At 49.6% G+C, this 26,342-nt stretch carries 27 protein-coding genes, 3 tRNA genes and 4 rRNA genes; 9 read left to right on the top strand and 25 right to left on the bottom strand.

All coding sequences use genetic code 11. The annotated features are described in order from the left end of the window. The first annotated feature begins 84 nt into the window (after positions 1 to 84). Genes acs through actP form a run of 3 tightly spaced genes read left to right on the top strand, consistent with a single transcriptional unit; the run spans position 85 to position 4,076 of the window. Entirely contained in the window at positions 85 to 2,046 is a 1,962-nt protein-coding gene (acs, locus tag BV494_RS14855; protein WP_104923567.1) for an acetate--CoA ligase, read from the top strand. 54 nt (positions 2,047 to 2,100) lie between these two features. Continuing rightward, a complete protein-coding gene (locus BV494_RS14860; protein ID WP_104923568.1) occupies positions 2,101 to 2,412 on the top strand; it encodes a DUF485 domain-containing protein in 312 nt (103 codons plus the stop codon). Continuing rightward, entirely contained in the window at positions 2,409 to 4,076 is a 1,668-nt protein-coding gene (gene actP, locus BV494_RS14865; protein WP_104923569.1) for a cation/acetate symporter ActP, read from the top strand. The genes BV494_RS14860 and actP overlap by 4 nt, the downstream gene beginning before the upstream one ends. Positions 4,077 to 4,238: 162 nt before the next feature. Here the strand turns inward: actP and rrf (BV494_RS14870) are convergent. The 7 genes from rrf (BV494_RS14870) to BV494_RS14900 form a co-directional block, all read right to left on the bottom strand. After that, positions 4,239 to 4,354, bottom strand: a 5S ribosomal RNA gene (gene rrf / locus BV494_RS14870). Positions 4,355 to 4,390: 36 nt separating this feature from the next. After that, positions 4,391 to 4,466, bottom strand: a tRNA-Thr gene (locus BV494_RS14875). 50 nt (positions 4,467 to 4,516) lie between these two features. After that, positions 4,517 to 4,632: ribosomal RNA gene (gene rrf / locus BV494_RS14880) — 5S ribosomal RNA — on the bottom strand. A 123-nt stretch (positions 4,633 to 4,755) separates the two neighbouring features. Beyond that, positions 4,756 to 7,665, bottom strand: a 23S ribosomal RNA gene (locus tag BV494_RS14885). Between the two features lie 216 nt (positions 7,666 to 7,881). Further along, positions 7,882 to 7,957, bottom strand: a tRNA-Ala gene (locus tag BV494_RS14890). A gap of 135 nt (positions 7,958 to 8,092) precedes the next feature. After that, a tRNA-Ile gene (locus BV494_RS14895) sits at positions 8,093 to 8,169 on the bottom strand. 71 nt (positions 8,170 to 8,240) lie between these two features. Beyond that, positions 8,241 to 9,783, bottom strand: a 16S ribosomal RNA gene (locus BV494_RS14900). Together the 16S, 23S and 5S rRNA genes with 3 tRNA genes alongside form the textbook arrangement of a ribosomal RNA operon. Positions 9,784 to 10,306: 523 nt before the next feature. On the opposite strand from BV494_RS14900, the gene BV494_RS14905 reads away from it, so the two are divergent. Then, entirely contained in the window at positions 10,307 to 10,846 is a 540-nt protein-coding gene (locus BV494_RS14905) for a gamma carbonic anhydrase family protein (protein ID WP_104923570.1), read from the top strand. Positions 10,847 to 10,908: 62 nt separating this feature from the next. Here the strand turns inward: BV494_RS14905 and aroE are convergent, their stop codons facing one another. From aroE to dprA, 5 genes are read right to left on the bottom strand one after another with little or no spacing between them, the layout of a single operon-like run. Then, positions 10,909 to 11,727 carry a shikimate dehydrogenase gene (gene aroE, locus BV494_RS14910; RefSeq protein WP_104923571.1) on the bottom strand — a complete coding sequence of 273 codons (819 nt, stop codon included), beginning with the start codon at positions 11,725 to 11,727 and terminating at the stop codon, positions 10,909 to 10,911. Positions 11,728 to 11,739: 12 nt separating this feature from the next. After that, the gene (tsaC, locus tag BV494_RS14915) at positions 11,740 to 12,309 is read right to left on the bottom strand and encodes an L-threonylcarbamoyladenylate synthase type 1 TsaC (protein WP_104923572.1); all 570 of its coding nucleotides are present in this window, start codon (positions 12,307 to 12,309) and stop codon (positions 11,740 to 11,742) included. Next, positions 12,302 to 12,862 carry a DNA topoisomerase family protein gene (locus BV494_RS14920; protein WP_104923573.1) on the bottom strand — a complete coding sequence of 187 codons (561 nt, stop codon included), beginning with the start codon at positions 12,860 to 12,862 and terminating at the stop codon, positions 12,302 to 12,304. Before BV494_RS14920 ends, tsaC begins: the two co-directional genes overlap by 8 nt. 24 nt (positions 12,863 to 12,886) lie before the next feature. After that, a complete protein-coding gene (locus BV494_RS14925) occupies positions 12,887 to 13,360 on the bottom strand; it encodes a DUF494 family protein (protein WP_101080124.1) in 474 nt (157 codons plus the stop codon). Continuing rightward, a complete protein-coding gene (gene dprA, locus BV494_RS14930; RefSeq protein WP_104923574.1) occupies positions 13,332 to 14,501 on the bottom strand; it encodes a DNA-protecting protein DprA in 1,170 nt (389 codons plus the stop codon). Before dprA ends, BV494_RS14925 begins: the two co-directional genes overlap by 29 nt. Positions 14,502 to 14,629: 128 nt before the next feature. Between dprA and def the strand changes: the two genes are divergently transcribed. The 5 genes from def (at position 14,630) to mscL (ending at position 19,435) form a co-directional block, all read left to right on the top strand. Beyond that, positions 14,630 to 15,142, top strand: coding sequence for a peptide deformylase (gene def, locus BV494_RS14935; protein WP_101080126.1), 513 nt, complete (start codon positions 14,630 to 14,632; stop codon positions 15,140 to 15,142). Position 15,143: 1 nt separating this feature from the next. After that, on the top strand, positions 15,144 to 16,103 hold the full coding sequence (fmt, locus tag BV494_RS14940; protein WP_226790086.1) for a methionyl-tRNA formyltransferase: 960 nt from the start codon (positions 15,144 to 15,146) through the stop codon (positions 16,101 to 16,103). Positions 16,104 to 16,177: 74 nt separating this feature from the next. Then, complete coding sequence (gene rsmB, locus BV494_RS14945) at positions 16,178 to 17,467, top strand: 16S rRNA (cytosine(967)-C(5))-methyltransferase RsmB (protein WP_104923576.1); 1,290 nt, start codon at positions 16,178 to 16,180, stop codon at positions 17,465 to 17,467. 50 nt (positions 17,468 to 17,517) lie between these two features. Then, positions 17,518 to 18,894 carry a Trk system potassium transporter TrkA gene (trkA, locus tag BV494_RS14950; RefSeq protein WP_104923577.1) on the top strand — a complete coding sequence of 459 codons (1,377 nt, stop codon included), beginning with the start codon at positions 17,518 to 17,520 and terminating at the stop codon, positions 18,892 to 18,894. Between the two features lie 124 nt (positions 18,895 to 19,018). After that, positions 19,019 to 19,435 carry a large-conductance mechanosensitive channel protein MscL gene (gene mscL, locus BV494_RS14955; RefSeq protein ID WP_104923578.1) on the top strand — a complete coding sequence of 139 codons (417 nt, stop codon included), beginning with the start codon at positions 19,019 to 19,021 and terminating at the stop codon, positions 19,433 to 19,435. On the opposite strand, the gene BV494_RS14960 is transcribed toward mscL, so the two are convergent. The 13 genes from BV494_RS14960 to rplR all read right to left on the bottom strand — a co-directional run bounded on the left by BV494_RS14960 (position 19,382) and on the right by rplR (position 26,339). Further along, positions 19,382 to 19,666: an alternative ribosome-rescue factor A gene (locus BV494_RS14960; protein ID WP_104923579.1), complete on the bottom strand. Its 285-nt coding sequence runs from the start codon at positions 19,664 to 19,666 to the stop codon at positions 19,382 to 19,384. The genes mscL and BV494_RS14960 overlap by 54 nt on opposite strands. Before the next feature lie 100 nt (positions 19,667 to 19,766). Next, positions 19,767 to 20,183: a Zn(2+)-responsive transcriptional regulator gene (zntR, locus tag BV494_RS14965; RefSeq protein ID WP_104924812.1), complete on the bottom strand. Its 417-nt coding sequence runs from the start codon at positions 20,181 to 20,183 to the stop codon at positions 19,767 to 19,769. Between the two features lie 164 nt (positions 20,184 to 20,347). Beyond that, positions 20,348 to 20,737 carry a 50S ribosomal protein L17 gene (gene rplQ, locus BV494_RS14970; RefSeq protein ID WP_034793661.1) on the bottom strand — a complete coding sequence of 130 codons (390 nt, stop codon included), beginning with the start codon at positions 20,735 to 20,737 and terminating at the stop codon, positions 20,348 to 20,350. A 40-nt stretch (positions 20,738 to 20,777) separates the two neighbouring features. Then, positions 20,778 to 21,767, bottom strand: coding sequence for a DNA-directed RNA polymerase subunit alpha (locus tag BV494_RS14975; protein ID WP_002919219.1), 990 nt, complete (start codon positions 21,765 to 21,767; stop codon positions 20,778 to 20,780). Between the two features lie 25 nt (positions 21,768 to 21,792). After that, on the bottom strand, positions 21,793 to 22,413 hold the full coding sequence (gene rpsD, locus BV494_RS14980; RefSeq protein ID WP_095923750.1) for a 30S ribosomal protein S4: 621 nt from the start codon (positions 22,411 to 22,413) through the stop codon (positions 21,793 to 21,795). 32 nt (positions 22,414 to 22,445) lie between these two features. Then, entirely contained in the window at positions 22,446 to 22,835 is a 390-nt protein-coding gene (gene rpsK / locus BV494_RS14985; RefSeq protein ID WP_004929731.1) for a 30S ribosomal protein S11, read from the bottom strand. A 17-nt stretch (positions 22,836 to 22,852) separates the two neighbouring features. Next, the gene (gene rpsM / locus BV494_RS14990) at positions 22,853 to 23,209 is read right to left on the bottom strand and encodes a 30S ribosomal protein S13 (protein ID WP_013573704.1); all 357 of its coding nucleotides are present in this window, start codon (positions 23,207 to 23,209) and stop codon (positions 22,853 to 22,855) included. A gap of 148 nt (positions 23,210 to 23,357) precedes the next feature. Continuing rightward, the gene (gene rpmJ, locus BV494_RS14995; RefSeq protein ID WP_012768118.1) at positions 23,358 to 23,474 is read right to left on the bottom strand and encodes a 50S ribosomal protein L36; all 117 of its coding nucleotides are present in this window, start codon (positions 23,472 to 23,474) and stop codon (positions 23,358 to 23,360) included. Positions 23,475 to 23,507: 33 nt separating this feature from the next. Further along, entirely contained in the window at positions 23,508 to 24,839 is a 1,332-nt protein-coding gene (gene secY / locus BV494_RS15000; protein WP_013573703.1) for a preprotein translocase subunit SecY, read from the bottom strand. A 7-nt stretch (positions 24,840 to 24,846) separates the two neighbouring features. Further along, entirely contained in the window at positions 24,847 to 25,281 is a 435-nt protein-coding gene (rplO, locus tag BV494_RS15005; RefSeq protein WP_013573702.1) for a 50S ribosomal protein L15, read from the bottom strand. Positions 25,282 to 25,284: 3 nt separating this feature from the next. Then, positions 25,285 to 25,464 (bottom strand): 50S ribosomal protein L30, encoded by a 180-nt coding sequence (gene rpmD, locus BV494_RS15010; RefSeq protein ID WP_101080134.1) that lies wholly within the window; start codon positions 25,462 to 25,464, stop codon positions 25,285 to 25,287. A gap of 6 nt (positions 25,465 to 25,470) precedes the next feature. Continuing rightward, entirely contained in the window at positions 25,471 to 25,971 is a 501-nt protein-coding gene (gene rpsE, locus BV494_RS15015; protein WP_101080135.1) for a 30S ribosomal protein S5, read from the bottom strand. Positions 25,972 to 25,985: 14 nt separating this feature from the next. Then, positions 25,986 to 26,339: a 50S ribosomal protein L18 gene (gene rplR / locus BV494_RS15020; protein ID WP_013573699.1), complete on the bottom strand. Its 354-nt coding sequence runs from the start codon at positions 26,337 to 26,339 to the stop codon at positions 25,986 to 25,988. Positions 26,340 to 26,342 lie beyond the last annotated feature (3 nt).

Here is a 26,342-nt window from a genome sequence, read left to right on the forward strand (position 1 = left end):
CCCCCAGAAAGCAAACAAAGCCCTAACGCAAACTACACTTAACTTTTGATTGACATATATTTAACAAAATAAAGGAGAAAAACCATGAGCCAAATTCATAAACATTCTATTCCTGCCTCTCTGGCAGAACGCGCCCTGATCACACCTGAAAAATATCAACAGTATTATCAGCAGTCCGTAGAAGATCCCGATGCATTTTGGGGAGAACAGGCAAAAGTTCTCGACTGGATCAAACCGTTTACTAAGGTGAAAAACACCTCGTTTGCACCGGGAAATATCGATATTCGCTGGTTTGAGGATGGCACGCTCAATCTGGCCGCTAATTGTCTCGACCGGCATTTAGCAGAGAAAGGCGATCAGACCGCGCTTATTTGGGAAGGCGATGACCCGAACGCCGAAAATAAGCACGTCACTTACAAACAGCTTCACCATGATGTCTGCCAGTTTGCTAACGTATTAAAAGGACTTGGCGTCAGGAAAGGCGATGTTGTCGCCATCTATATGCCTATGGTGCCTGAGGCTGCCGTGGCGATGCTGGCCTGCGCCCGCATTGGTGCAGTGCATTCGGTCATTTTTGCCGGTTTCTCACCGGAAGCCGTTTCCGGCCGTATCATTGATTCCAATGCCAAAGTCGTGATCACCGCCGATGAAGGCTTGCGCGCAGGCCGCACCATCCCGCTTAAACAGAACGTGGACGGTGCCCTGAAAAACCCGGCTGTCACCAGCGTTACGCACTCCATTATTTTCAAACGCACCGGGAAACAGGGTGAATGGAAAGAAGGCCGCGATATCTGGTGGCATGACGCAATAAAAGACGTGTCCGCGGATTGCCCACCCGAAGAAATGAAAGCGGAAGACCCGCTGTTTATCCTCTACACCTCCGGCTCCACCGGCAAACCTAAAGGCGTTTTGCATACGACCGGCGGATATCTGGTTTATGCAGCGCTGACCTTCAAATACACCTTTGATTATCACGACGGCGATATCTATTGGTGTACAGCCGACGTGGGATGGGTAACCGGCCACAGCTATCTGCTTTACGGCCCGCTGGCTTGTGGCGCAATCAGCCTGATGTTCGAGGGTGTGCCCAATTACCCGACACCTGCGCGTATGGCTCAGGTTGTTGATAAGCATAAAGTAAATATTCTTTATACCGCACCTACCGCTATTCGCGCCTTGATGGCGGAAGGGGATAAGGCGATCGAAGGAACCAGCCGCGCGTCACTGCGGATCATGGGTTCTGTCGGCGAACCGATTAACCCGGAAGCCTGGGAGTGGTACTACAAAACGATTGGTAACAGCCAGTGCCCGATCGTCGATACCTGGTGGCAGACTGAAACCGGCGGTTTCATGATCACACCGTTGCCGGGCGCGACGGAGCTGAAAGCCGGCTCTGCAACCCGTCCCTTCTTCGGGGTACAGCCCGCATTGGTCGATAATGAGGGGGTTCCGCAGGAAGGCGCATGTGAAGGCAATCTGGTCATCACTGACTCATGGCCGGGACAGGCGCGTACATTGTTTGGCGACCATGACCGCTTTGAGCAAACCTATTTCTCCACCTTCAAAAATATGTACTTCAGCGGTGATGGTGCGCGCCGTGACGAAGATGGCTATTACTGGATCACTGGCCGCGTGGATGATGTCCTGAATATCTCCGGGCACCGTCTTGGAACAGCTGAAATTGAATCCGCACTGGTATCGCATCCAAAAATTGCAGAAGCCGCCGTTGTTGGGATCCCGCATAACATCAAAGGTCAGGCTATTTATGCCTACATCACTCTGAATCATGGCGAAGAGCCGTCACCGGAACTCTATACCGAAGTACGCAACTGGGTGCGCAAAGAGATAGGGTCCATCGCCACTCCGGATGTTCTTCACTGGACCGATTCATTACCTAAAACCCGTTCCGGTAAAATTATGCGCCGCATTCTGCGCAAAATTGCTGCCGGTGACACCAGTAATTTGGGAGATACCTCAACGCTTGCGGATCCGGGCGTAGTCGAAAAATTGTTGGAAGAAAAACAATCCATGAAAGTGCCGTCATAATTTTCACCGCCCTGGCGCGGTGAACTCTATCAATGCCTCACAGGAGTCACTGAGATGAATGATCTCATTTATCAGAGAGTTGTAAGTAACCCGCGTTTCAGGGAACTGGTGCAAAAACGCAGTCGTTTTGCCTGGCTTTTGTCAGGCATCACACTGGTGCTGTATGTCGCTTTTATTTTGCTGATTGCGTTCGATCCCAAATGGCTGGGAACACCGCTGTATGAAGGTGCAACAATTACACGAGGCATTCCGGTAGGCGTCGGCCTGATTGTGATTTCTTTCATCCTCACCGGCATTTATGTAATTCGCGCAAACAGTGAGTTTGACCAACTGACGGCTGATATTATCCGCGAGGTGCAGCCATGATTGCGCGCCGCAGCTCCCTTCTTTTCCTGATGTTATCTCTGGCTTTGCCTTTCAGCGCATTTGCAGCAGAAGGGATTGCTGGCGAAGTAAAACGTCAGCCTCTGAATATTGAAGCGATCGTGATGTTCGTTTTATTTGTGGGGGCGACACTCTACATAACCTACTGGGCCGCCAAACGGACACGTTCTCGTCAGGATTATTACACAGCGGGTGGCCGCATTACCGGGCTACAGAACGGGATGGCGATTGCTGGTGACTTCATGTCAGCGGCGTCTTTCCTTGGGATCTCCGCGCTGGTTTATACCTCCGGTTACGATGGCCTGATCTATTCCATCGGTTTCCTTATCGGCTGGCCAATCATTCTGTTCCTGATAGCAGAACGTCTGCGCAATCTGGGGAAATACACCTTCGCCGACGTCGCCTCATACCGGTTGAAGCAAAAACCAATTCGCCTGCTTTCAGCCTGTGGTTCACTGGTCGTTGTTGCGCTTTATCTTATTGCACAGATGGTGGGTGCCGGTAAGTTAATCCAGCTGCTGTTCGGCCTTAACTACCATGTCGCTGTCATTCTGGTCGGGATTCTGATGGTGCTCTACGTGTTGTTCGGCGGCATGCTGGCAACAACCTGGGTACAAATCATCAAGGCAATCCTGTTACTGGCTGGTGCAACATTCATGGCAATAATGGTCATGAAATCCGTCGGCTTCAACTTCAATACACTCTTTACTCAGGCCGTGGCAGTACATTCAAAAGGTATTGCGATCATGAGTCCGGGAGGATTGGTTTCCGACCCGATATCGGCGCTATCGCTGGGGCTCGCGTTGATGTTTGGTACCGCAGGTTTACCGCATATTCTTATGCGTTTCTTCACCGTTAACGATGCTAAGGAAGCCCGTAAAAGCGTATTTTACGCCACCGGCTTCATTGGTTACTTCTATATCCTGACGTTCATTATCGGGTTCGGTGCTATCGTTCTGGTCGGTTCAAACCCTGCATTCAAAGATGCCAGCGGCGTATTACTCGGCGGCAATAATATGGCCGCAGTACATCTGGCAGATGCGGTAGGCGGGAGCTTCTTCCTTGGTTTCATCTCTGCTGTGGCCTTCGCAACTATATTAGCGGTCGTTGCCGGATTAACACTGGCGGGAGCCTCGGCGGTATCTCATGACCTGTACGCAAGCGTCATTAAAGACGGTAAGGCAACGGAACGTGATGAACTCAGGGTCTCAAAGATTACCGTCATTATTCTCGGTATTGTGGCGATCGCGTTGGGTATTTTGTTTGAAAAACAGAATATTGCATTCATGGTAGGCCTGGCATTCTCCATCGCTGCAAGCTGTAATTTCCCGATTATTATTTTGTCGATGTATTGGGCTAAATTGACGACACGGGGTGCGATGATCGGTGGGTGGCTGGGGTTACTGACGGCAGTAATACTGATGATTCTGGGCCCGACAATATGGGTCCAGATTCTTGGGCACGCTAAGCCGATCTATCCTTACGAGTATCCGGCGCTTTTCTCAATGATTGTTGCCTTTGCAGGAACCTGGTTCTTCTCAATTACAGACAACTCTGTTGAAGGGCAAAAAGAGAGAGAGCGTTTCTATCCTCAGTTTGTTCGTTCACAAACAGGGATTGGGATATCGCAGAGTTCTAATCACTGAGTTTTTACGTAATCAAAAGCAAAAAAGGCCATCCTTCCGGATGGCCTTATCTTTAATAACTCGAAAATCAGAGCAACAAGCCAGTTTCTGATCTATTTACCCCTCTAATTCTGAATAGCAAAAAGCCCTGTACGTCAGTACAGGGCTTTCTACTTATTTGATGCCTGGCAGTTCCCTACTCTCGCATGGGGAGACCCCACACTACCATCGGCGCTACGGCGTTTCACTTCTGAGTTCGGCATGGGGTCAGGTGGGACCACCGCGCTGTTGCCGCCAGGCAAATTCTGTAATTTACCGAACTCTACGCTTATTACTGGTGCTGATACCCAGAGTCGAACTGGGGACCTCACCCTTACCAAGGGTGCGCTCTACCAACTGAGCCATATCAGCACGCTTATTCTTATAACAGCCTGCTTAATAGCAAACTTTACTAATTTGATGCCTGGCAGTTCCCTACTCTCGCATGGGGAGACCCCACACTACCATCGGCGCTACGGCGTTTCACTTCTGAGTTCGGCATGGGGTCAGGTGGGACCACCGCGCTAATGCCGCCAGGCAAATTCTGTTTCATTCATACCGCTCACCCCATATCAGGCTTGCACTACGAACCAATCTCGGAACAATCAGCTGAAAAATCTACGTCTTTCACAGAGCCAATACAAAACACCTTTGGTGTTGTAAGGTTAAGCCTCTCGGGTCATTAGTACTGGTTAGCTCAATGCATCGCTGCACTTACACACCCAGCCTATCAACGTCTTAGTCTTAAACGTCCCTTCAGGTGGCTTAAAGCCACAGGGAAGACTCATCTCGAGGCAAGTTTCGCGCTTAGATGCTTTCAGCGCTTATCTTTTCCGCATTTAGCTACCGGGCAATGCCATTGGCATGACAACCCGAACACCAGTGATGCGTCCACTCCGGTCCTCTCGTACTAGGAGCAGCCCCTCTCAATCTTCCAACGCCCACGGCAGATAGGGACCGAACTGTCTCACGACGTTCTAAACCCAGCTCGCGTACCACTTTAAACGGCGAACAGCCGTACCCTTGGGACCTACTTCAGCCCCAGGATGTGATGAGCCGACATCGAGGTGCCAAACACCGCCGTCGATATGAACTCTTGGGCGGTATCAGCCTGTTATCCCCGGAGTACCTTTTATCCGTTGAGCGATGGCCCTTCCATTCAGAACCACCGGATCACTATGACCTACTTTCGTACCTGCTCGAGCCGTCACTCTCGCAGTCAAGCTAGCTTATGCCATTGCACTAACCTCACGATGTCCGACCGTGATTAGCTAACCTTCGTGCTCCTCCGTTACTCTTTAGGAGGAGACCGCCCCAGTCAAACTACCCACCAGACACTGTCCTCACCCCGGATTACGGGGCCGAGTTAGAACATCAAACATTAAAGGGTGGTATTTCAAGGTTGGCTCCACAAGAACTGGCGTCCTCGCTTCAAAGCCTCCCACCTATCCTACACATCAAGGCTCAATGTTCAGTGTCAAGCTATAGTAAAGGTTCACGGGGTCTTTCCGTCTTGCCGCGGGTACACTGCATCTTCACAGCGAGTTCAATTTCACTGAGTCTCGGGTGGAGACAGCCTGGCCATCATTACGCCATTCGTGCAGGTCGGAACTTACCCGACAAGGAATTTCGCTACCTTAGGACCGTTATAGTTACGGCCGCCGTTTACCGGGGCTTCGATCAAGAGCTTCGCATTGCTGCTAACCCCATCAATTAACCTTCCGGCACCGGGCAGGCGTCACACCGTATACGTCCACTTTCGTGTTTGCACAGTGCTGTGTTTTTATTAAACAGTTGCAGCCAGCTGGTATCTTCGACTGGATTCAGCTCCGGGAGCAAGTCCCTTCACCTACGCGCCAGCGTGCCTTCTCCCGAAGTTACGGCACCATTTTGCCTAGTTCCTTCACCCGAGTTCTCTCAAGCGCCTGAGTATTCTCTACCTGACCACCTGTGTCGGTTTGGGGTACGATTTCGTGTTACCTGGAGCTTAGAGGCTTTTCCTGGAAGCATGGCATCAACTACTTCACCACCGTAGTGGCTCGTTATCACGCCTCAGGGTTATGCAGAAAAGCGGATTTACCAACTCTTCCCCCCTACACGCTTGAACCGGGACAACCGTCGCCCGGCTAGCCTAGCCTTCTCCGTCCCCCCTTCGCAGTAACACCAAGTGCTGGAATATTAACCAGCTTCCCATCGACTACGCTTTTCAGCCTCGCCTTAGGGGTCGACTCACCCTGCCCCGATTAACGTTGGACAGGAACCCTTGGTCTTCCGGCGTGCGGGTTTTTCACCCGCATTATCGTTACTTATGTCAGCATTCGCACTTCTGATACCTCCAGCAGCCCTCACAGACCACCTTCGACGGCTTACAGAACGCTCCCCTACCCAACAACGCATAAGCGTCGCTGCCGCAGCTTCGGTGCATGGTTTAGCCCCGTTACATCTTCCGCGCAGGCCGACTCGACCAGTGAGCTATTACGCTTTCTTTAAATGATGGCTGCTTCTAAGCCAACATCCTGGCTGTCTATGCCTTCCCACATCGTTTCCCACTTAACCATGACTTTGGGACCTTAGCTGGCGGTCTGGGTTGTTTCCCTCTTCACGACGGACGTTAGCACCCGCCGTGTGTCTCCCGTGATAACATTCTTCGGTATTCGTAGTTTGCATCGAGTTGGTAAGCCGGGATGGCCCCCTAGTCGAAACAGTGCTCTACCCCCGAAGATGAGTTCACGAGGCGCTACCTAAATAGCTTTCGGGGAGAACCAGCTATCTCCCGGTTTGATTGGCCTTTCACCCCCAGCCACAAGTCATCCGCTAATTTTTCAACATTAGTCGGTTCGGTCCTCCAGTTAGTGTTACCCAACCTTCAACCTGCCCATGGCTAGATCACCGGGTTTCGGGTCTATACCTTGCAACTTGACGCCCAGTTAAGACTCGGTTTCCCTACGGCTCCCCTATACGGTTAACCTTGCTACAAAATATAAGTCGCTGACCCATTATACAAAAGGTACGCAGTCACCCAACAAAGTAGGCTCCCACTGCTTGTACGTACACGGTTTCAGGTTCTATTTCACTCCCCTCGCCGGGGTTCTTTTCGCCTTTCCCTCACGGTACTGGTTCACTATCGGTCAGTCAGGAGTATTTAGCCTTGGAGGATGGTCCCCCCATATTCAGACAGGATGTCACGTGTCCCGCCCTACTCATCGAACTCACAACGTATGCATTTTTGTGTACGGGACTATCACCCTATACTGTGCGACTTTCCAGACGCTTCCACTAACACATACCCTGATTCAGGTTCTGGGCTCTTCCCCGTTCGCTCGCCGCTACTGGGGGAATCTCGGTTGATTTCTTTTCCTCGGGGTACTTAGATGTTTCAGTTCCCCCGGTTCGCCTCATTACACTATGTATTCATGTAATGATAATGTGTCGAAACACACTGGGTTTCCCCATTCGGGTATCGTCGGTTATTGCGGTTCATATCACCTTACCGACGCTTTTCGCAGATTAGCACGCCCTTCATCGCCTCTGACTGCCTAGGCATCCACCGTGTACGCTTAGTCGCTTAACCTCACAACCCGAAGGTGTCTTAAAAGACATCATCGCGCTGCGATTATTTGAGAGACTCTGTTACAGACAGAATCACCACTCAGTACTTCTACGGAGAGTGATGTTCAGCTGTAAACTTTCAATTTTTCAGCTTGTTCCAGATTGTTAAAGAGCAAAATACTTCGCAGCATACTGTTTCCAATACACTCTGAAGTATTATTTAAAGGCTGTACGGTAATGGTGGAGCTAAGCGGGATCGAACCGCTGACCTCCTGCGTGCAAGGCAGGCGCTCTCCCAGCTGAGCTATAGCCCCATACAGTCACTTACAGATACCTTAATCACTAACACATCAGATGATGAGTTAGCCAATTTGTTCTCAGGCAAGGCGGAGTCATATGAAGTTTGCTTGTGCAAACGAATATGATGACAACGCGGCATGAGGACGAATTGGTAGGCCTGAGTGGACTTGAACCACCGACCTCACCCTTATCAGGGGTGCGCTCTAACCACCTGAGCTACAAGCCTATTAAGGTATTTCTGCTCGTTACTTTCTATCAGACAATCTGTGTGGACACTGCACAATGCGTATCTTGAGGTAAGGAGGTGATCCAACCGCAGGTTCCCCTACGGTTACCTTGTTACGACTTCACCCCAGTCATGAATCACAAAGTGGTAAGCGCCCTCCCGAAGGTTAAGCTACCTACTTCTTTTGCAACCCACTCCCATGGTGTGACGGGCGGTGTGTACAAGGCCCGGGAACGTATTCACCGTAGCATTCTGATCTACGATTACTAGCGATTCCGACTTCATGGAGTCGAGTTGCAGACTCCAATCCGGACTACGACATACTTTATGAGGTCCGCTTGCTCTCGCGATTTCGCTTCTCTTTGTATATGCCATTGTAGCACGTGTGTAGCCCTACTCGTAAGGGCCATGATGACTTGACGTCATCCCCACCTTCCTCCGGTTTATCACCGGCAGTCTCCTTTGAGTTCCCACCATTACGTGCTGGCAACAAAGGATAAGGGTTGCGCTCGTTGCGGGACTTAACCCAACATTTCACAACACGAGCTGACGACAGCCATGCAGCACCTGTCTCAGAGTTCCCGAAGGCACTAAGCTATCTCTAGCGAATTCTCTGGATGTCAAGAGTAGGTAAGGTTCTTCGCGTTGCATCGAATTAAACCACATGCTCCACCGCTTGTGCGGGCCCCCGTCAATTCATTTGAGTTTTAACCTTGCGGCCGTACTCCCCAGGCGGTCGACTTAACGCGTTAGCTCCGGAAGCCACGCCTCAAGGGCACAACCTCCAAGTCGACATCGTTTACAGCGTGGACTACCAGGGTATCTAATCCTGTTTGCTCCCCACGCTTTCGCACCTGAGCGTCAGTCTTTGTCCAGGGGGCCGCCTTCGCCACCGGTATTCCTCCAGATCTCTACGCATTTCACCGCTACACCTGGAATTCTACCCCCCTCTACAAGACTCTAGCTTGCCAGTTTCAAATGCAGTTCCCAAGTTAAGCTCGGGGATTTCACATCTGACTTAACAAACCGCCTGCGTGCGCTTTACGCCCAGTAATTCCGATTAACGCTTGCACCCTCCGTATTACCGCGGCTGCTGGCACGGAGTTAGCCGGTGCTTCTTCTGCGAGTAACGTCAATGCAGCGTGCTATTAACACACTGCCCTTCCTCCTCGCTGAAAGTGCTTTACAACCCTAAGGCCTTCTTCACACACGCGGCATGGCTGCATCAGGCTTGCGCCCATTGTGCAATATTCCCCACTGCTGCCTCCCGTAGGAGTCTGGACCGTGTCTCAGTTCCAGTGTGGCTGGTCATCCTCTCAGACCAGCTAGGGATCGTCGCCTAGGTGAGCCATTACCTCACCTACTAGCTAATCCCATCTGGGCACATCCGATGGCGTGAGGCCCGAAGGTCCCCCACTTTGGTCTTGCGACATCATGCGGTATTAGCTACCGTTTCCAGTAGTTATCCCCCTCCATCAGGCAGTTTCCCAGACATTACTCACCCGTCCGCCGCTCGTCACCCAGAGAGCAAGCTCTCCTGTGCTACCGCTCGACTTGCATGTGTTAGGCCTGCCGCCAGCGTTCAATCTGAGCCATGATCAAACTCTTCAATTAAAAGTTCGATTTGCTTAAACAAGTTAAGCGGTGCTCAAAGTTTACTTTCGTAATAATTCACTAAATGAATTACTGCTTGGTCACTCTAAGACTTGATATTTTTTGCCACCGAAGTGGCTGATATCGTCTTGTGAGTGCCCACACAGATTGTCTGATAAATTGTTAAAGAGCAGTGAGTTACGCGCTTTCGCTTGCTAACTCGAGGTGGCGTATATTACGCTTTCCTCATTCAGTGTCAACCGTTTATTTTATCTGGTTGCCACTGTTTTTAATCTTTCCGACCCGGTTACTTCGTGATGTTGTTCACGTTGTTCCCTGTCGATGGAGCGGCATTATAGGGATCCGAATTTTTTGCACAAGCCTTTTTTTGAATAAAAGGATCGACTGCGTATTTTTCGACCCTTTCGCGGAGATCTCGTCCGATCCGCTGGTTATGGCACCGATCTTATGGCCCCTGAATTGGTATTTCCCCCAGTCAAGACTATATTGCCAAGGTTAAAACTCAATTATGAGGTAATTACCTATGTCTCAGGCTTTGCGCCCTTATCAGGGATTAACGCCAACATTAGGCGAAAGGGTCATGGTGGATCCTTCCAGTGTGGTGATTGGTGATGTCGATCTCGCGGATGATGCCAGTGTCTGGCCGCTGGTGGTCATACGGGGTGATGTCAATAGTGTCTCGGTGGGCTGCAGAACGAATGTGCAGGATGGCAGCGTGCTGCATGTAACTCATCAGTCGCGCCAGAATCCTGAAGGGCATCCTCTTATTATTGGTGAAGACGTCACGGTCGGGCATAAAGCGATGTTGCATGGCTGTACGATCGGAAACCGGGTTCTGGTAGGGATGGGATCAATACTGCTGGATGGGGCGATCATAGAAGATGATGTGATGATTGGTGCCGGAAGTCTGGTTCCTCCCGGAAAGCGGCTTGAAAGTGGCTACCTCTATTTAGGGAGTCCGGTTAAGCAAATCCGTGAATTGACAGCCGATGAACTTGCAGGGCTGACCTACTCTTCAAGTAACTATGTCACATGGAAAGATGTCTATCTTGCGGATAATTAGTTGTCGGTAAATAGTTAAAGTGCCTGGACAGCATAAACAGAAGACTGTTCAGGCTCTTTCAGTTAGTCCAGTAAATCTTGTTTTAGCTGCGCCAGCACAGGTTCAATTTCCGGCATAACACCGTGCCATAGATAGAACGCGTGAGCGGCCTGCCCCACCAGCATACCCAAACCATCAGCATAGAAGGTCACGCCGTGGTCTTTTGCCCAACGAAGGAAAGGCGTCAAACCAGCCTGATAATACATATCGTAAACTCGCGTCTGCGTAGTGAAAACCTGCTCAGAGATTGCCGGGATTTCACCTTTAATACCTGATGCCGTCGCATTGATAATCAGATCGAATTTCTCGCTGGCCAGATCGCTGAACGCAAGAGCCCGAATATCACCTTTGCTCTCGAATATATGACTGAGATGTTGTGCACGTTCAAAAGTACGGTTCGTGACGACAACAGAGCATCCGTAGGATAAAAGCGGAAGGATCACTCCCCGTGCAGCTCCGCCAGCACCTATCAGCAATACCCGATCACCGGGCTGAATAAGCGCCAGACGTTCCAGATCACTCAACATGCCTATACCGTCAGTGTTATCCCCAAGCAACCTTCCGTCTTCAAGTTTTTTGAGGGTATTTACAGCCCCTGACATCGCTGCACGGTCGGTCAGTTCATCGGACTCAGCAAATGCTCGTTCTTTAAAAGGCACAGTAATGTTTGCCCCGCAGGAACCCTCTTCAAAAAATGAGCGCAGCGTTTCCTCGAATTCTTCATTCGGCGCCAGCACCGTTCCATAACTGTGTTCGACTCCTGTCTGGCTGGCAAACAGTGCGTGAATACGGGGGGATTTGCTGTGACTGATTGGATTACCGAATACCGCGAAACATGGCATGACTTTCGTTCCTTAACCTTGACGAATGAGATCGCCGGTGAGTGCATCCCGAATTTCAGATGGGTTTTCTCGTCCACCCACTTTGCCGTTGAGCACTGGGAAATCCTCACCAAACTGAAGCCGGACTTCATCAGCAAATCTGCAAGGTTCCTGACCATTCAGGTTCGCGCTGGTAGAAACCAACGGTTTTCCAAACTGCTGGCAGAGTTCTTTAACCAGTGGGTGATCGGTAACGCGAACCGCCAGCGACGAGAAGCGTCCGGTGAGCCAGTCAGGCGTCGATGGTTTTGCGGGCATCACCCAGGTCACCGGTCCAGGCCAAAACGACAAGATATGTTCGAGTTGCTGGTGGGTTAACGATGAATCATCAATATAAGGGAGGAGTTGCTGATAGTTATCGGCGATTAAAATCAACCCCTTATCTTTCGGCCGTTTTTTGAGCACTAAAAGAGACTCAACGGCCTGCTCGCTGTCAGGATCACAACCTAGCCCGAATACGGCCTCAGTCGGATAAGCGATAACCAGCTGTTGATGTAATGCTTCAAGTATCTTTGCAAGTGAGTTTTCTGCTTCTTTATTCATTGTCTTCGTTATCTTTTATTTCTACGGCTTTGCCGCACAGTTTACTGGCACAAAATAGTTTCATCACCTGCGCCGTTTTCTTTTCCATCAATAAAGGGTAATGGCAGTGCGCGCACTCGCCGGCAACGGGCTTATTATTGATGGCAAACTGGCAGTCTGGGTAACGGTCGCAGGCGTGAAAAACCTTACCAAATCGAGACTTACGCTGCAGCAGATGTCCTTTACCGCATTGCGGACAACCGAGGCTGGTTTGTTCGGGTTTATCGATGACTTCAATATGGTCACATTCGGGATACTCGCTGCACCCGATAAACATCCCATAACGCCCCTGACGTAGCACCAACGTTGCCCCACATTTAGGACACAACTGCCCATCCAGAATTTTCACAATATGGCCATCGGCCTGTGATTTCAGAGGCCGGATATACTCGCACTGTGGATAGGATGAACAACTGAGAAAAGGGCCGTGGCGACCACTACGGATCACCAGGTCGGCCCCGCATTCCGGACAGGATTCATTTTGCTTCTCAACAAAAAGTGCTGTTTTTGTCATATGTTACGTTCTACCTGTTATCTCTTAATGCAGATAACCTTCATTAACTTCAAATAACAGCTCTTCCATTTGCTGATATGCACTTTCATATCCGGGAATATTAAAGAGAACCATCAGCACCACCCACTTCAGATCCTCAAGATCGAATTCTTCAGTGTCCAGAGCCATAACACGATCGATAACCATTTCCCGGGTATCGAAGTTTAAAACCTTAATCTGTTCTAGAAACAACAAAAAGCCACGACAACTGCTATCTAACCGACTCGTTTCCTCATCGGTATAAACACGTAATGCTGAAGGATCTGAATCCAGCATATAAGATGGGGTTCCACCCTCTTGCATATCCGCAAGTTTTTCAAGCCAATTCAGCGCATTGTGAATATCAGCCCGGTGAAAACCAGCCTCGGTCAAGTCATCCGTTAACCTATCCTCGTCAACATTCATCTCCGCTTCGTTGTGAATGTAAGTTTCAAATAAGTACATTAGTACGTCGAACATGGCTTGCCCTCTTAATTCGGACATAGCCGCCGGATACAGCTGCGATCCATCCTGCTAACTCCAGCTCGAGTAGTTTACCTACCACTTCTGGCACAGGTTGGCCGGCACGTTCGGCGACGACGTCAACAGATGTCACCTCATATTCTACGTTAGCCAACACATCAGCAAATGGCAATTCAACTTCGCATTCTTGTGCACAAATAATCGCCTCTGACGCCTTTGGTGGCTTATCACGGGGTGCTTTTGGCCGTTCGGGGATTGGCAGAGTCGGAAACCAGGTTAAGCCGCTGCCAATATGCTCGGCAATATCGTTAGGTTCAGTAACCAGGTAAGCGCCCTGTTGGATAAGCCAGTGGGTTCCTTCTGACGTCGGGCTGCCTAGTGGCCCGGGCAAAGCAAAAACCTCTCTTCCCTGTTCAAGTGCATAACGGGCGGTGATCAACGACCCGCTACGCAACGTTGCTTCAACAACCAGAACACCTGCGCTGAGACCGCTGATAATGCGGTTCCGGCGCGGAAAGTTGGCCGCTAATGGCGGCGCCGTCACCAGATGCTCAGAAATCAGCGCCCCACCTTGCTCAAGAATACTGTCGGCTAACATCGAATGACGGGATGGATAACGCTTCATCAGCCCGCTGCCGAGAACAGCGATAGTCTTTCCCTGAGCCTCCAGTGTGGCTTTATGGCTTATTCCATCAATTCCCATCGCAAGCCCGCTCGTCACTGTAAAGCCGCTGCTTACCAGCCCGCGGGCAAAAACCTGCGCATATTGCTCACCGTAATGGGTGTAATGGCGACTCCCTACCATTGCTATTTGCGGGGACAACAGTAAATCCGGGCTTCCCTCGACGAACAAGATCAATGGCGGAGACGGAATCTGCGCTAACAAAAGCGGGTAGAGCGCGCAGCTGAAAGTGACAAGATGCCGGTTATCTCCTTCCAGCCACGTCAGCGACGAGAATAACCATTGCTGATTGATATTCCTGAAATCTTCTATTTGCCCAGCAGTTAGACCGCATGAGAACAACTCTGAAGGACAGTATTGCCCTCGGTGGAATAGTGCCTGGATAATGGCTTCTGCTCGGCCAGCATCAAGGCGCCTGACGGCTGATAAACGTATCCATACTTCTTGTAATGTCATTATCCTGCCTCTGCTCAATGCCTTTCGACGAAGGATTCAATTGGCAGAGGATGCTGTCAATCGGAGCAGGAAATGTCTAGAATAGAGTCTATATATCTTCAATCAATTGAATAAAGATCCAGAAAAATATGTCCGTATTACAGATATTACATTTCCCAGACGAGCGGCTTCGCATTACTGCAAAACCGGTCAAAGAAGTTAACGCCGAAATTCAGCAGATCGTGGATGATATGTTTGAAACCATGTATGCAGAAGAAGGCATTGGCCTGGCTGCAACTCAGGTAGACATTCATCAACGAATTATCGTTATCGATGTCTCTGAAAATCGCGACGAACGCCTGGTTCTCATCAATCCGGAGCTGCTGGAAAAAAGCGGCGAAACCGGTATTGAAGAAGGTTGCCTGTCGATCCCAGATCAACGTGCGCTGGTGCCACGTGCTGAAAAAGTGAAAGTCCGCGCTCTGGACCGTGAGGGTAAAACCTTCGAGCTGGAAGCTGATGACTTACTGGCGATTTGCATCCAGCATGAAATGGATCATCTGGTGGGTAAATTATTCGTGGATTACTTGTCGCCACTGAAACGTCAGCGTATTCGCCAGAAAATGGAAAAAATGGCCAAGCTGAACGCGCGGGCTGACTAATATTCGAGTAACACAGGACACTGCTTTGCGGATCATATTTGCCGGTACACCAGACTTCGCAGCGCGTCATCTTGACGCGCTTCTGTCATCAGAACATCAGGTTGTGGGTGTATTTACCCAACCCGACCGCCCGGCCGGCCGTGGTAATAAGCTGAGTGCAAGCCCGGTAAAAACGCTGGCGCTTGCTCATGATATTCCCGTGTTTCAGCCGAAATCTTTACGCCCTGAAGAAAACCAGTCATTAGTGTCCGATTTAGCAGCTGATGTCATGGTCGTCGTGGCTTATGGCCTGATTTTGCCTAAATCTGTACTGGAAATGCCTAAACTGGGTTGCATTAACGTGCACGGTTCCCTTTTACCGCGCTGGCGCGGTGCCGCACCAATTCAGCGTTCCCTGTGGGCGGGCGATGCCAAAACCGGTATCACCATCATGCAGATGGATGTGGGTCTGGATACCGGCGACATGCTGCATAAAGTGGAATGCGATATTCTTCCGCAAGATACCAGCGCATCTCTGTACAACAAACTGGCTGAACTCGGTCCGGAAGGCATGCTTGAAACCCTCGGGCAACTGGCGAAAGGAACGGCTCAACCAGAAGTTCAGAACGAAGAACTTGTTACATACGCTGAAAAGCTGAGTAAAGAGGAGGCCCGTTTAGATTGGATGCTTTCCGCTGATCAGCTTGAACGCTGCGTCCGTGCATTTAATCCGTGGCCAGTCAGCTTCTTTATGATTGATGACCAACCCGTTAAAGTCTGGTCAGCTGAAAGTTTGCCTGCAAGCCATAGCACCCTGCCCGGCACCATTGTTTCTGCAGATAAAAAGGGGATCCAGGTTGCTACGTCTGACGGCATTCTGAATATCACCCAACTGCAACCTTCAGGTAAAAAAGCAATGTCCGCACAGGACTTGCTGAACTCTCGTCGTGAATGGTTTATCGAAGGCTCTCGTTTAGCCTGACCCTTCCGACTACGCCCGATATTTCGTCGGGCCTTATCTTTCTGATAATGCTGATCCATTCAGCCATTTGAACAATGAAAACAGCCTATAATCTTCGTAGTATTGCAGCTCAGGCCATCAGCCAGGTCTTAGACAAAGGTCTGTCTTTGTCGACGGTCCTTCCTGGTCTGCAGAAAAATATTTCAGATAAAGATCGCGGATTGTTGCAGGAATTATGTTTCGGCACACTGAGGGTATTGCCTCAGCTCGAATGGTGCCTGCAACAACTCATGGCAAAACCGTTGACGGGAAAGCAACGGACACTGCATTACTTACTGATGGTTGGCCTGTATCAGCTGATTCATACGCGTATTCCCGCTCATGCGGTGTTGGCAGAAACCGTTGATGGTGCGGTGGCTCTTAAGCGCCCACAATTAAAAGGCCTGATTAATGGCGTTCTCCGGCAGTTTCAGCGTCAGCAGGAAGAATTGCTGCAACGTATGGCCAATAATGACAGCCGCTATCTCCATCCGAGCTGGCTTCTTAATCGACTGAAGAAAGCCTATCCCGATGCCTGGGAAAGCATTGTGGATGCGAATAATCAAAGACCACCTATGTGGCTACGTGTAAACCGCATGCACAATACCCGCGACGCTTATCTTCAATTGTTGAATGAAGCTCAGATCGAAGCAGTTTCACATCCCGAATATTCGGATGCATTACGTCTGATCACACCCTGTCAGGTCACTTTGCTCCCTGGATTTGCAGAAGGATGGGTCACGGTGCAAGACGCTTCGGCACAAGGCAGCGTTGATCTGCTTGATCCGCAGGATGGCGAGATGATCCTCGATCTCTGCTGCGCGCCCGGCGGCAAAACAACCCATATACTGGAAGCTGCGCCAAAATCCCATGTGCTGGCTGTGGATGTGGATGAACAGCGTCTGAAGCGTGTTCATGAGAATCTGCAGCGTCTGAATCTCAGTGCTGAAGTGAAACAAGGCGATGGCCGCGAGCCGCAGGCCTGGGCTGGCGAGCGTATCTTTGACCGCATTCTGTTGGACGCGCCGTGTTCGGCGACCGGCGTTATCCGCAGACATCCCGATATAAAATGGCTCCGCAGAGACAGCGATATAGCTGAGCTTGCGGGTTTGCAAAAAGAGATCCTCGAAGCAATCTGGCCACGCCTCAAAAGCAAAGGCGTAATGGTTTACGCAACGTGCTCAGTTTTGCCCGAAGAAAATTGTCTGCAAATAGCGGAATTCCTGAACTCTCACCCGGATGCGACGCTGGTTGAGACCGGAACAATGGAAAAACCTGGCAGACAAAACCTTCCGCACGCCGAAGACGGCGATGGCTTCTATTACGCTAAACTGATCAAAAGCTGATTGTTTAGTCTTACTCAGGCTGAAATCTTCGAAGCCAAGCAGAGAGTCATATGAAAATAATAATTCTCGGTGCCGGACAGGTTGGCGGAACACTCGCTGAAAATCTGGTGGGTGAAAACAACGACATTACCGTTGTCGATACCAACACCGTCCGGTTACGTCAGCTTCAGGACAAATTTGACCTGCGCGTTGTGCAGGGGCACGGTTCTCATCCGCGCGTACTACGTGAAGCCGGCGCCGAAGATGCCGATATGTTGGTAGCAGTGACCAATTCTGACGAGACCAACATGGTAGCGTGTCAGATTGCGTATTCACTTTTCAATACGCCAAACCGCATTGCGCGTATTCGTTCCACGGAATACATCCGTGAGTCCGAAAAGCTTTTCCATCCTGAAGCTGTACCAATTGACCACCTGATCTCCCCTGAGCAATTAGTTACTGATTACATCTACAAATTAATCGAGTACCCGGGCGCATTGCAGGTTGTTAACTTTGCAGAAGGGAAAGTGAGTATTGCAGCAGTGAAAGCCTATTATGGCGGTCCGTTGGTGGGTAACGCGCTTTCCTCAATGCGCGAACATATGCCGCATATCGAAACCCGCGTTGCGGCGATTTTCCGTCAGGATCGTCCAATCCGTCCGCAGGGTTCAACCATTATTGAAGCAGGCGACGAAGTATTCTTTGTGGCCGCCTCTCAGCACATCCGTGCGGTAATGAGCGAACTCCAACGATTGGAAAAACCCTACAAGCGGATCATGATCGTCGGTGGCGGTAACGTTGGTGCTGGTCTGGCCCAACGTCTCGAGAAGAATTACAGTGTAAAACTGATTGAACGAGATCAGCAGCGGGCTGCCGAACTCGCGGAGCTGTTACAGGATACAATTGTTTTCTATGGCGATGCTTCTGACCAAGAGCTGTTAGCAGAAGAACATATAGAACAAGTCGATGTGTTCATAGCGCTCACCAATGATGATGAAGCAAATATCATGTCTGCGATGCTGGCAAAGCGCATGGGGGCCAAAAAAGCGATGGTTCTCATTCAGCGCAGTGCGTACGTAGATTTGGTGCAAGGCAGCGTGATTGATATTGCGATTTCACCTCAACAGGCAACGATTTCTGCACTGCTTGGGCACGTTAGAAAAGCAGATATTGTCAGTGTTTCGTCGTTACGCCGTGGTGTAGCCGAAGCTATAGAGGCGATTGCGCATGGCGATGAGACAACATCTAAAGTCGTCGGTCGTACTGTAGAACAAATAAAATTACCGCCTGGTACCACGATTGGCGCTATCGTGCGCGGGAATGATGTGATTATTGCTAATGGCAACAGTAGGATCCAGCAAGGTGATCATGTGGTGATGTTCATTACAGATAAAAAATTTGTCAGGGATGTGGAACGCCTTTTCCAGCCGAGCCCGTTCTTCTTATAAATTGACGAGGTGCCGGTAATATTTGGCGCTATACAGGATTCAGTAGAGAACTTTTGTAGCAAAGACGCGACATATGGTCTTTACTTTGTTGGACATATTTGATGAATTTGCCAAGGAGTATTTTATGAGTTTTATGAAAGAGTTTCGTGAATTTGCCATGCGCGGCAATGTCGTCGATCTGGCCGTCGGTGTCATCATTGGTGCAGCCTTCGGCAAGATAGTGTCATCATTTGTTGCTGATATTATTATGCCACCGTTAGGTCTGCTGATTGGTGGTGTCGATTTCAAGCAATTCGCTGTTGTACTCAGAGATGCGCAGGGAACAGTACCCGCGGTCGTAATGCATTACGGCGTATTTATCCAAAATATCTTTGATTTCGTCATTGTTGCTTTAGCTATCTTCTGCGCGATTACCCTGATGAACAAAATGCGTCGCAAACAGGAAGATATACCAGCAGCACCGCCAAAACCTACTGCGGAAGAAACTTTATTGGCAGAAATTCGTGATTTGCTGAAAGAGCAACAGACACCGAGATTGTAACAAAAAAGAAAGTTGCTTTTGCTTAGAATTTTTGAAGGGCAGTGTTGAATACTCGATTAAACACTCAACACTGCCCTCCAGATAACTCCCCTTGCCATTTTTCTCTTTTCTACGATAACTTCCCTTACCTTTCTGATTCTTCTCGATACGCTGCTTAAACAGTGGGTCATGAAGAAGAGCCTGCAAAGCATTATCCTGAATGGTCCCTTTTTGGTGCTTATAGTGAGCCATAGATACCTCGGTTTATAAGAATGCAAATTGGATAAAACGCCAGCGGATCATACTGCGTTTAATTTCCAATCTGTAGCACTTTTCAAAACGCTTGAACGAGTCAGACCACTTTTCCGGCTCCATCTTCGAGCGCCCCCAAAATTGAGCAACTTTCACTGGTGTGAGCAGAGCCACAGCATGCAGCACTCAATCTTTTCAATGATTCGCGCATCTGAGTGAGCTCTTGCAGTTTCAGTTCGACCTCAGCAAGACGTTCATCAACGATAGACTTCGATTCCTGACAAGTATGATGAAGGGGATCAACACGAATCGAGAGCAGCTCTTTTATTGCTTCAAGCGTAAACCCGGTGGATTTAGCATACCGTATAAAACGCAAGCGTTGTAAGTCGCTCTCGTTATATTGGCGATACCCGGAAGGATTTCGTAGTCCTGTAGCCATCATTTCCTGTTTTTCATAATAGCGAACAGTATCTGTCGAGACACCCGCCAAAGCAGCCAGCTCACCAATTTTATACATGATCATTTACCTCTAAATTAATCCTTCAACGCTTCTTTGTAACGGCCATTGAGGAAGTCAATATTCATACCCGCCTGCTGCAAACGTAGATAGAGGACTTTGAGACGTCAAATTTTAGGCGTAAAAAAACCGGGCAAAGCCCGGCTTTTTCATGCATCTACAGATTATTCAGCAGTTGCTACTTCTGCTTGTGACTCTGCACGATCAACGAGCTCGATGTAAGCCATCGGCGCATTGTCGCCTGCACGGAAACCACACTTCAGAATGCGAGTGTAACCACCGGCACGGCTCGCGAAACGCGGGCCCAGTTCATTAAACAGTTTTGCCACGATCTCGTTATCACGAGTACGGGCGAATGCCAGACGACGATTTGCAACGTTGTCGGTCTTGGCAAGAGTAATCAGCGGCTCAACAACGCGACGCAGCTCTTTCGCTTTCGGCAGGGTCGTCTTGATTATTTCATGACGAACCAAAGAGCCGGCCATGTTACGGAACATAGCCTGTCGGTGGCTGCTGTTACGGTTCAGTTGACGACCACTCTTACGATGGCGCATGACCTTATCCTTCTCAGTAAAACCTTAACCTGTGATCCGGTTACTCGTCAGCAATACTTGCTGGTGGCCAGTTTTCCAGGCGCATGCCCAGAGACAAACCACGGGACGCAAGTACGTCTTTGATCTCAGTAAGAGATTTTTTACCCAGGTTAGGTGTTTTAAGTAACTCAACCTCGGTACGCTGTACCAGATCACCGATGTAGTGGATTGCTTCTGCTTTAAGGCAGTTAGCAGAGCGGACAGTCAATTCCAGATCGTCAACAGGGCGCAGCAGGATTGGATCGAATTCCGGCTTCTCTTCTTTGACTTCCGGTTGACGTACATCACGTAAATCAACGAAAGCTTCAAGTTGTTCAGCAAGAATGGTTGCCGCACGACGGATCGCCTCTTCAGGATCGATCGTACCGTTGGTTTCCATTTCGATAACCAGCTTGTCCAAATCAGTCCGCTGTTCTACACGCGCTGCTTCAACATTGTAGGCAATTCGCTCTACAGGGCTGTAGCATGCATCTACTAACAGACGACCAATTGGGCGCTCATCTTCTTCCGAATGAATTCGGGCAGACGCCGGCACATAACCACGACCGCGCTGAACTTTGATACGCATGCTAATAGCAGCGTTCTCATCGGTCAGGTGGCAGATGACATGTTGCGGCTTGACGATTTCGACATCACCATCATGGGTAATGTCGGCTGCAGTCACAGGGCCAATGCCAGACTTATTCAGGGTAAGAATAACTTCATCTTTCCCTTGAACTCTCACCGCCAGCCCTTTCAGGTTGAGCAGGATCTCCAGGATATCTTCCTGTACGCCTTCTTTGGTGCTGTACTCATGCAGTACACCATCAATCTCAACCTCGGTCACCGCGCAACCCGGCATGGATGAAAGCAGAATACGGCGCAGTGCGTTGCCTAAAGTATGGCCAAAGCCACGTTCTAAAGGCTCAAGGGTCACCTTGGCGTGCGTCGAACTGACTTGCTCGATATCTACCAGGCGCGGTTTTAGAAACTCTGTCACAGAACCCTGCATTGTGTCCTCTCTTTGGTACTAAGCTTTACTTGGAGTAAAGCTCGACGATCAGGTGTTCGTTAATGTCGGAAGACAGATCAGTACGTTCAGGCATACGCTTGAACACACCTTCCATCTTAGCAGCATCAACTTCAAGCCAAGTCGGCTTTTCACGCTGTTCAGCCAACTCCAAAGCGGCCTTCACGCGAGATTGCTTTTTAGCTTTCTCTCGGATGCTGACAACGTCATTCGGAGATACCTGATAAGAAGCGATGTTAACAACGCGACCGTTTACCATGATAGCTTTGTGGCTAACTAACTGGCGCGATTCCGCACGAGTAGCGCCGAAGCCCATACGATAAACAACGTTGTCCAAACGACCTTCAAGCAGTTGCAACAGGTTTGCACCGGTGTTGCCTTTCAGGCGTGCTGCTTCTTTATAATAGTTACGGAACTGGCGCTCCAGAACACCGTAGATACGGCGAACTTTTTGCTTTTCACGTAACTGTACACCATAGTCAGACAGACGCGGTTTACGCGCACCATGCTGACCAGGAGCTTGTTCAATTTTACACTTGGTATCGATCGCGCGAACGCCAGATTTAAGGAATAAATCTGTGCCCTCACGACGGCTAAGCTTGAGCTTAGGACCCAAATATCTTGCCATTTTCTCTCTCCAACAAACCTAAAAAAGCAGCGTTATACGCGGCGCTTTTTCGGCGGACGACAACCGTTATGAGGGATAGGAGTCACATCAGTAATATTAGTGATGCGGAAACCAGCCGCGTTTAATGCGCGGATAGTAGACTCACGACCAGGACCAGGTCCTTTAACCATAACTTCCAGATTCTTGATACCGTATTCTTTCACTGCGTCAGCGCAGCGCTCTGCTGCAACCTGAGCTGCGAACGGAGTGGATTTACGAGAACCACGGAAACCGGAACCACCAGCTGTTGCCCAACCCAAAGCATTACCCTGACGATCGGTAATGGTGACAATGGTGTTGTTGAAAGAAGCATGGATATGAGCCACGCCGTCAGAGACTTGTTTTCTTACACGTTTACGTGTACGAACAGGTGCCTTTGCCATTTATTCAATCACCCCGATTATTTCTTGATCGGTTTACGCGGACCCTTACGGGTACGTGCGTTAGTCTTGGTACGCTGACCGCGTACTGGAAGACCACGACGATGACGCAAACCACGATAAGTCCCAAGGTCCATAAGACGCTTGATGCTCAGGGTGACTTCACGACGCAGATCACCTTCAACAATGAACTTGGCAACTTCGTCACGCAGTTTTTCGATTTGCTCTTCAGACAGCTCACTGATCTTAACATTTTCAGCAATACCGGATGCAGCACAGATAGACTGTGAGCGGGTCTTGCCGATGCCGTAGATCGAAGTTAATGCGATCACGGTATGTTTCTGATCAGGAATGTTAATGCCTGCTATACGGGCCACTATGCACTCCTACTATTTATATACGGCAATACCATTCTGAAAAGCCCGTTTTCAGGATACTCAAATAGTATTGCTGCTTACATACAAAAGATTGGCTGGCTAATCTAGCCAGCTCAACCCAACTTTGCAAGAAAAATATGCGAGATAATCAGCCTTGACGCTGTTTATGCTTCGGTTCTGCGCTGCAGATTACGCGAACGATACCGTTACGCTTAACAATTTTGCAGTTACGACATAATTTCTTGACGGAAGCACGAACTTTCATTTTTACTCTCCGTAACTTCGCAAACGCACCAGATTAGCGGTTATAGCCTTTCAGGTTTGCTTTCTTCAATGCAGACTCGTACTGACTTGACATCATCAGAGTTTGCACTTGAGCCATAAAGTCCATAATGACAACGACTACGATTAGTAGTGAAGTACCACCAAAGTAGAATGGAACTTTCATCGCGTCACGCATGAACTCCGGGATAAGGCAGATGAAAGTAATATACATCGCACCAATTAAGGTTAAACGAGTCATTACTTTATCGATGTACTTCGCCGTTTGCTCTCCCGGACGAATTCCTGGTACAAATGCACCGGACTTCTTCAGGTTATCTGCTGTCTCACGCGGGTTGAACACCAACGCAGTATAAAAGAAACAGAAGAAGATGATTGCAGTCGCATAGAGTAACACATAAAGCGGTTGTCCAGGCTGCAAATACAGCGAAATCGTAGTCAGCCAGTTCCAACCAGTTCCGCCCCCGAACCATGATGCAATCGTGGCAGGGAACAGAATAATGCTGGAAGCAAAGATTGCTGGGATAACCCCGGCCATATTCACTTTCAACGGTAAGTGCGTGCTCTGTGCTGCATAGACACGACGACCTTGTTGACGCTTAGCGTAGTTAACGACGATACGACGCTGACCACGTTCGACAAAGACAACAAAGAAAGTCACTGCAAACACTAAAACTGCAACCAACAGCAACAGGAGGAAGTGCAGGTCGCCTTGCCGAGCTTGTTCGATAGTATGGGCGATTGCTGGCGGGAGACCCGCTACGATACCGGCGAAAATAATGATCGAAATACCGTTACCGATACCTCGTTCAGTAATTTGTTCACCCAGCCACATCAGGAACATTGTCCCGGTAACCAGACTCACAACAGCAGTAAAGTAGAATGCGAAGCCTGGATTTAACACCAGGCCTTGCATACCAGGCATGTTCGGCAAACCGGTAGCAATACCGATCGACTGGAACACTGCCAATACCAGCGTACCGTAACGGGTGTACTGGCTAATCTTACGACGGCCAGCCTCCCCTTCTTTCTTTATTTCCGCTAACGCTGGATGAACCACCGTTAACAACTGGATAATGATCGATGCCGAAATGTACGGCATGATCCCCAGAGCAAAGATTGAAGCACGGCTGAGAGCACCACCAGAGAACATGTTAAACATTTCAATGATGGTGCCTCTTTGCTGCTCGAGCAATTTGGCAAGTACAGTGGCATCAATACCAGGGATCGGAATAAAAGAGCCGATACGGAAAACGATCAGCGCACCGATAACAAACAAAAGTCTGCGCTTCAGTTCGCCTAGTCCACCCTTGGCACTTTGAAAATCTAATCCCGGTTGCTTAGCCATCTGCTACTTATTCCTCAATTTTACCGCCAGCAGCTTCGATAGCAACACGAGCGCCTTTGGTGACACGCAAACCACGCAGAGTTACCGCACGACCAACTTCGCCTGAAAGGATTACTTTCGCGAACTCGATCTGGATACCAACTACGTTAGCGGCTTTCAGCGCGTTCAGGTCGATCACGTCGCCTTCCACCAGAGCCAGCTCAGACAGACGAACTTCTGCCGTGATCATTGCTTTGCGGGAGGTGAAGCCGAATTTCGGCAAACGACGATATAAAGGCATCTGACCACCTTCAAAACCGCGACGTACGCCACCGCCAGAACGTGAGTTCTGACCTTTGTGACCACGACCACCGGTTTTACCCAGGCCAGAACCAATACCACGACCTACACGCCTTGGCGCTTGTTTGGCACCATCAGCCGGAGACAGAGTATTTAAACGCATCTCTTACTCCTCAACCTTAACCATGTAGGAAACCAGGTTGATCATACCGCGTACAGCAGGAGTATCCTCGCGCTCTACGGTGTGACCAATACGACGCAGACCCAGACCAACCAGAGTAGCTTTATGCTTAGGCAGGCGGCCAATTGAACTGCGAGTTTGTGTAACTTTAATAGTCTTTGCCATGGTTAATTACCCCAGAATTTCTTCAACGGATTTACCACGCTTGGCAGCGACCATTTGTGGGGATTTCATATTTGCCAGAGCATCAATAGTTGCACGAACCACGTTAATCGGGTTTGTAGAACCATAGGCTTTAGCCAATACGTTATGTACCCCTGCAACTTCCAGGACGGCGCGCATTGCACCACCGGCGATGATACCGGTACCTTCGGAAGCCGGCTGCATGAACACACGGGAACCCGTATGAGCACCTTTAACAGGATGCTGCAGGGTGCCGCTATTCAGCGCGACATTCAACATGTTGCGACGGGCTTTTTCCATCGCTTTCTGGATCGCTGCCGGAACTTCGCGTGCTTTGCCGTAGCCAAAACCAACGCGACCGTTACCATCACCAACTACTGTCAGTGCGGTAAAGCTGAAGATACGGCCACCTTTTACGGTTTTAGATACGCGGTTTACCGCGATCAGCTTTTCCTGCAGTTCGCCAGCTTGTTTTTCGATGTGAGCCATCTTAAACCTCTTCCTTAGAACTGAAGGCCAGCTTCACGGGCAGCATCTGCCAGTGCCTGGACTCGACCATGATATTGGAAACCGGAACGGTCAAAGGATACTTTCGTGATCCCTTTTTCCAATGCGCGTTCTGCGATAGCTTTACCTACAGCAGTGGCAGCATCTTTGTTGCCGGTATACTTCAGTTGCTCAGTGATAGTTTTTTCTACAGTAGATGCAGCAACTATGACTTCAGAACCGTTTGGTGCGATGACCTGTGCGTAAATATGACGCGGGGTACGATGTACCACCAGACGAGTCGCACCCAATTCTTTGAGCTTGCGGCGTGCGCGGGTCGCACGACGGATACGAGCAGATTTCTTATCCATAGT

Origin of the sequence: Rahnella sikkimica, from assembly GCF_002951615.1 — a bacterium.
Taxonomy (GTDB): domain Bacteria; phylum Pseudomonadota; class Gammaproteobacteria; order Enterobacterales; family Enterobacteriaceae; genus Rahnella; species Rahnella sikkimica.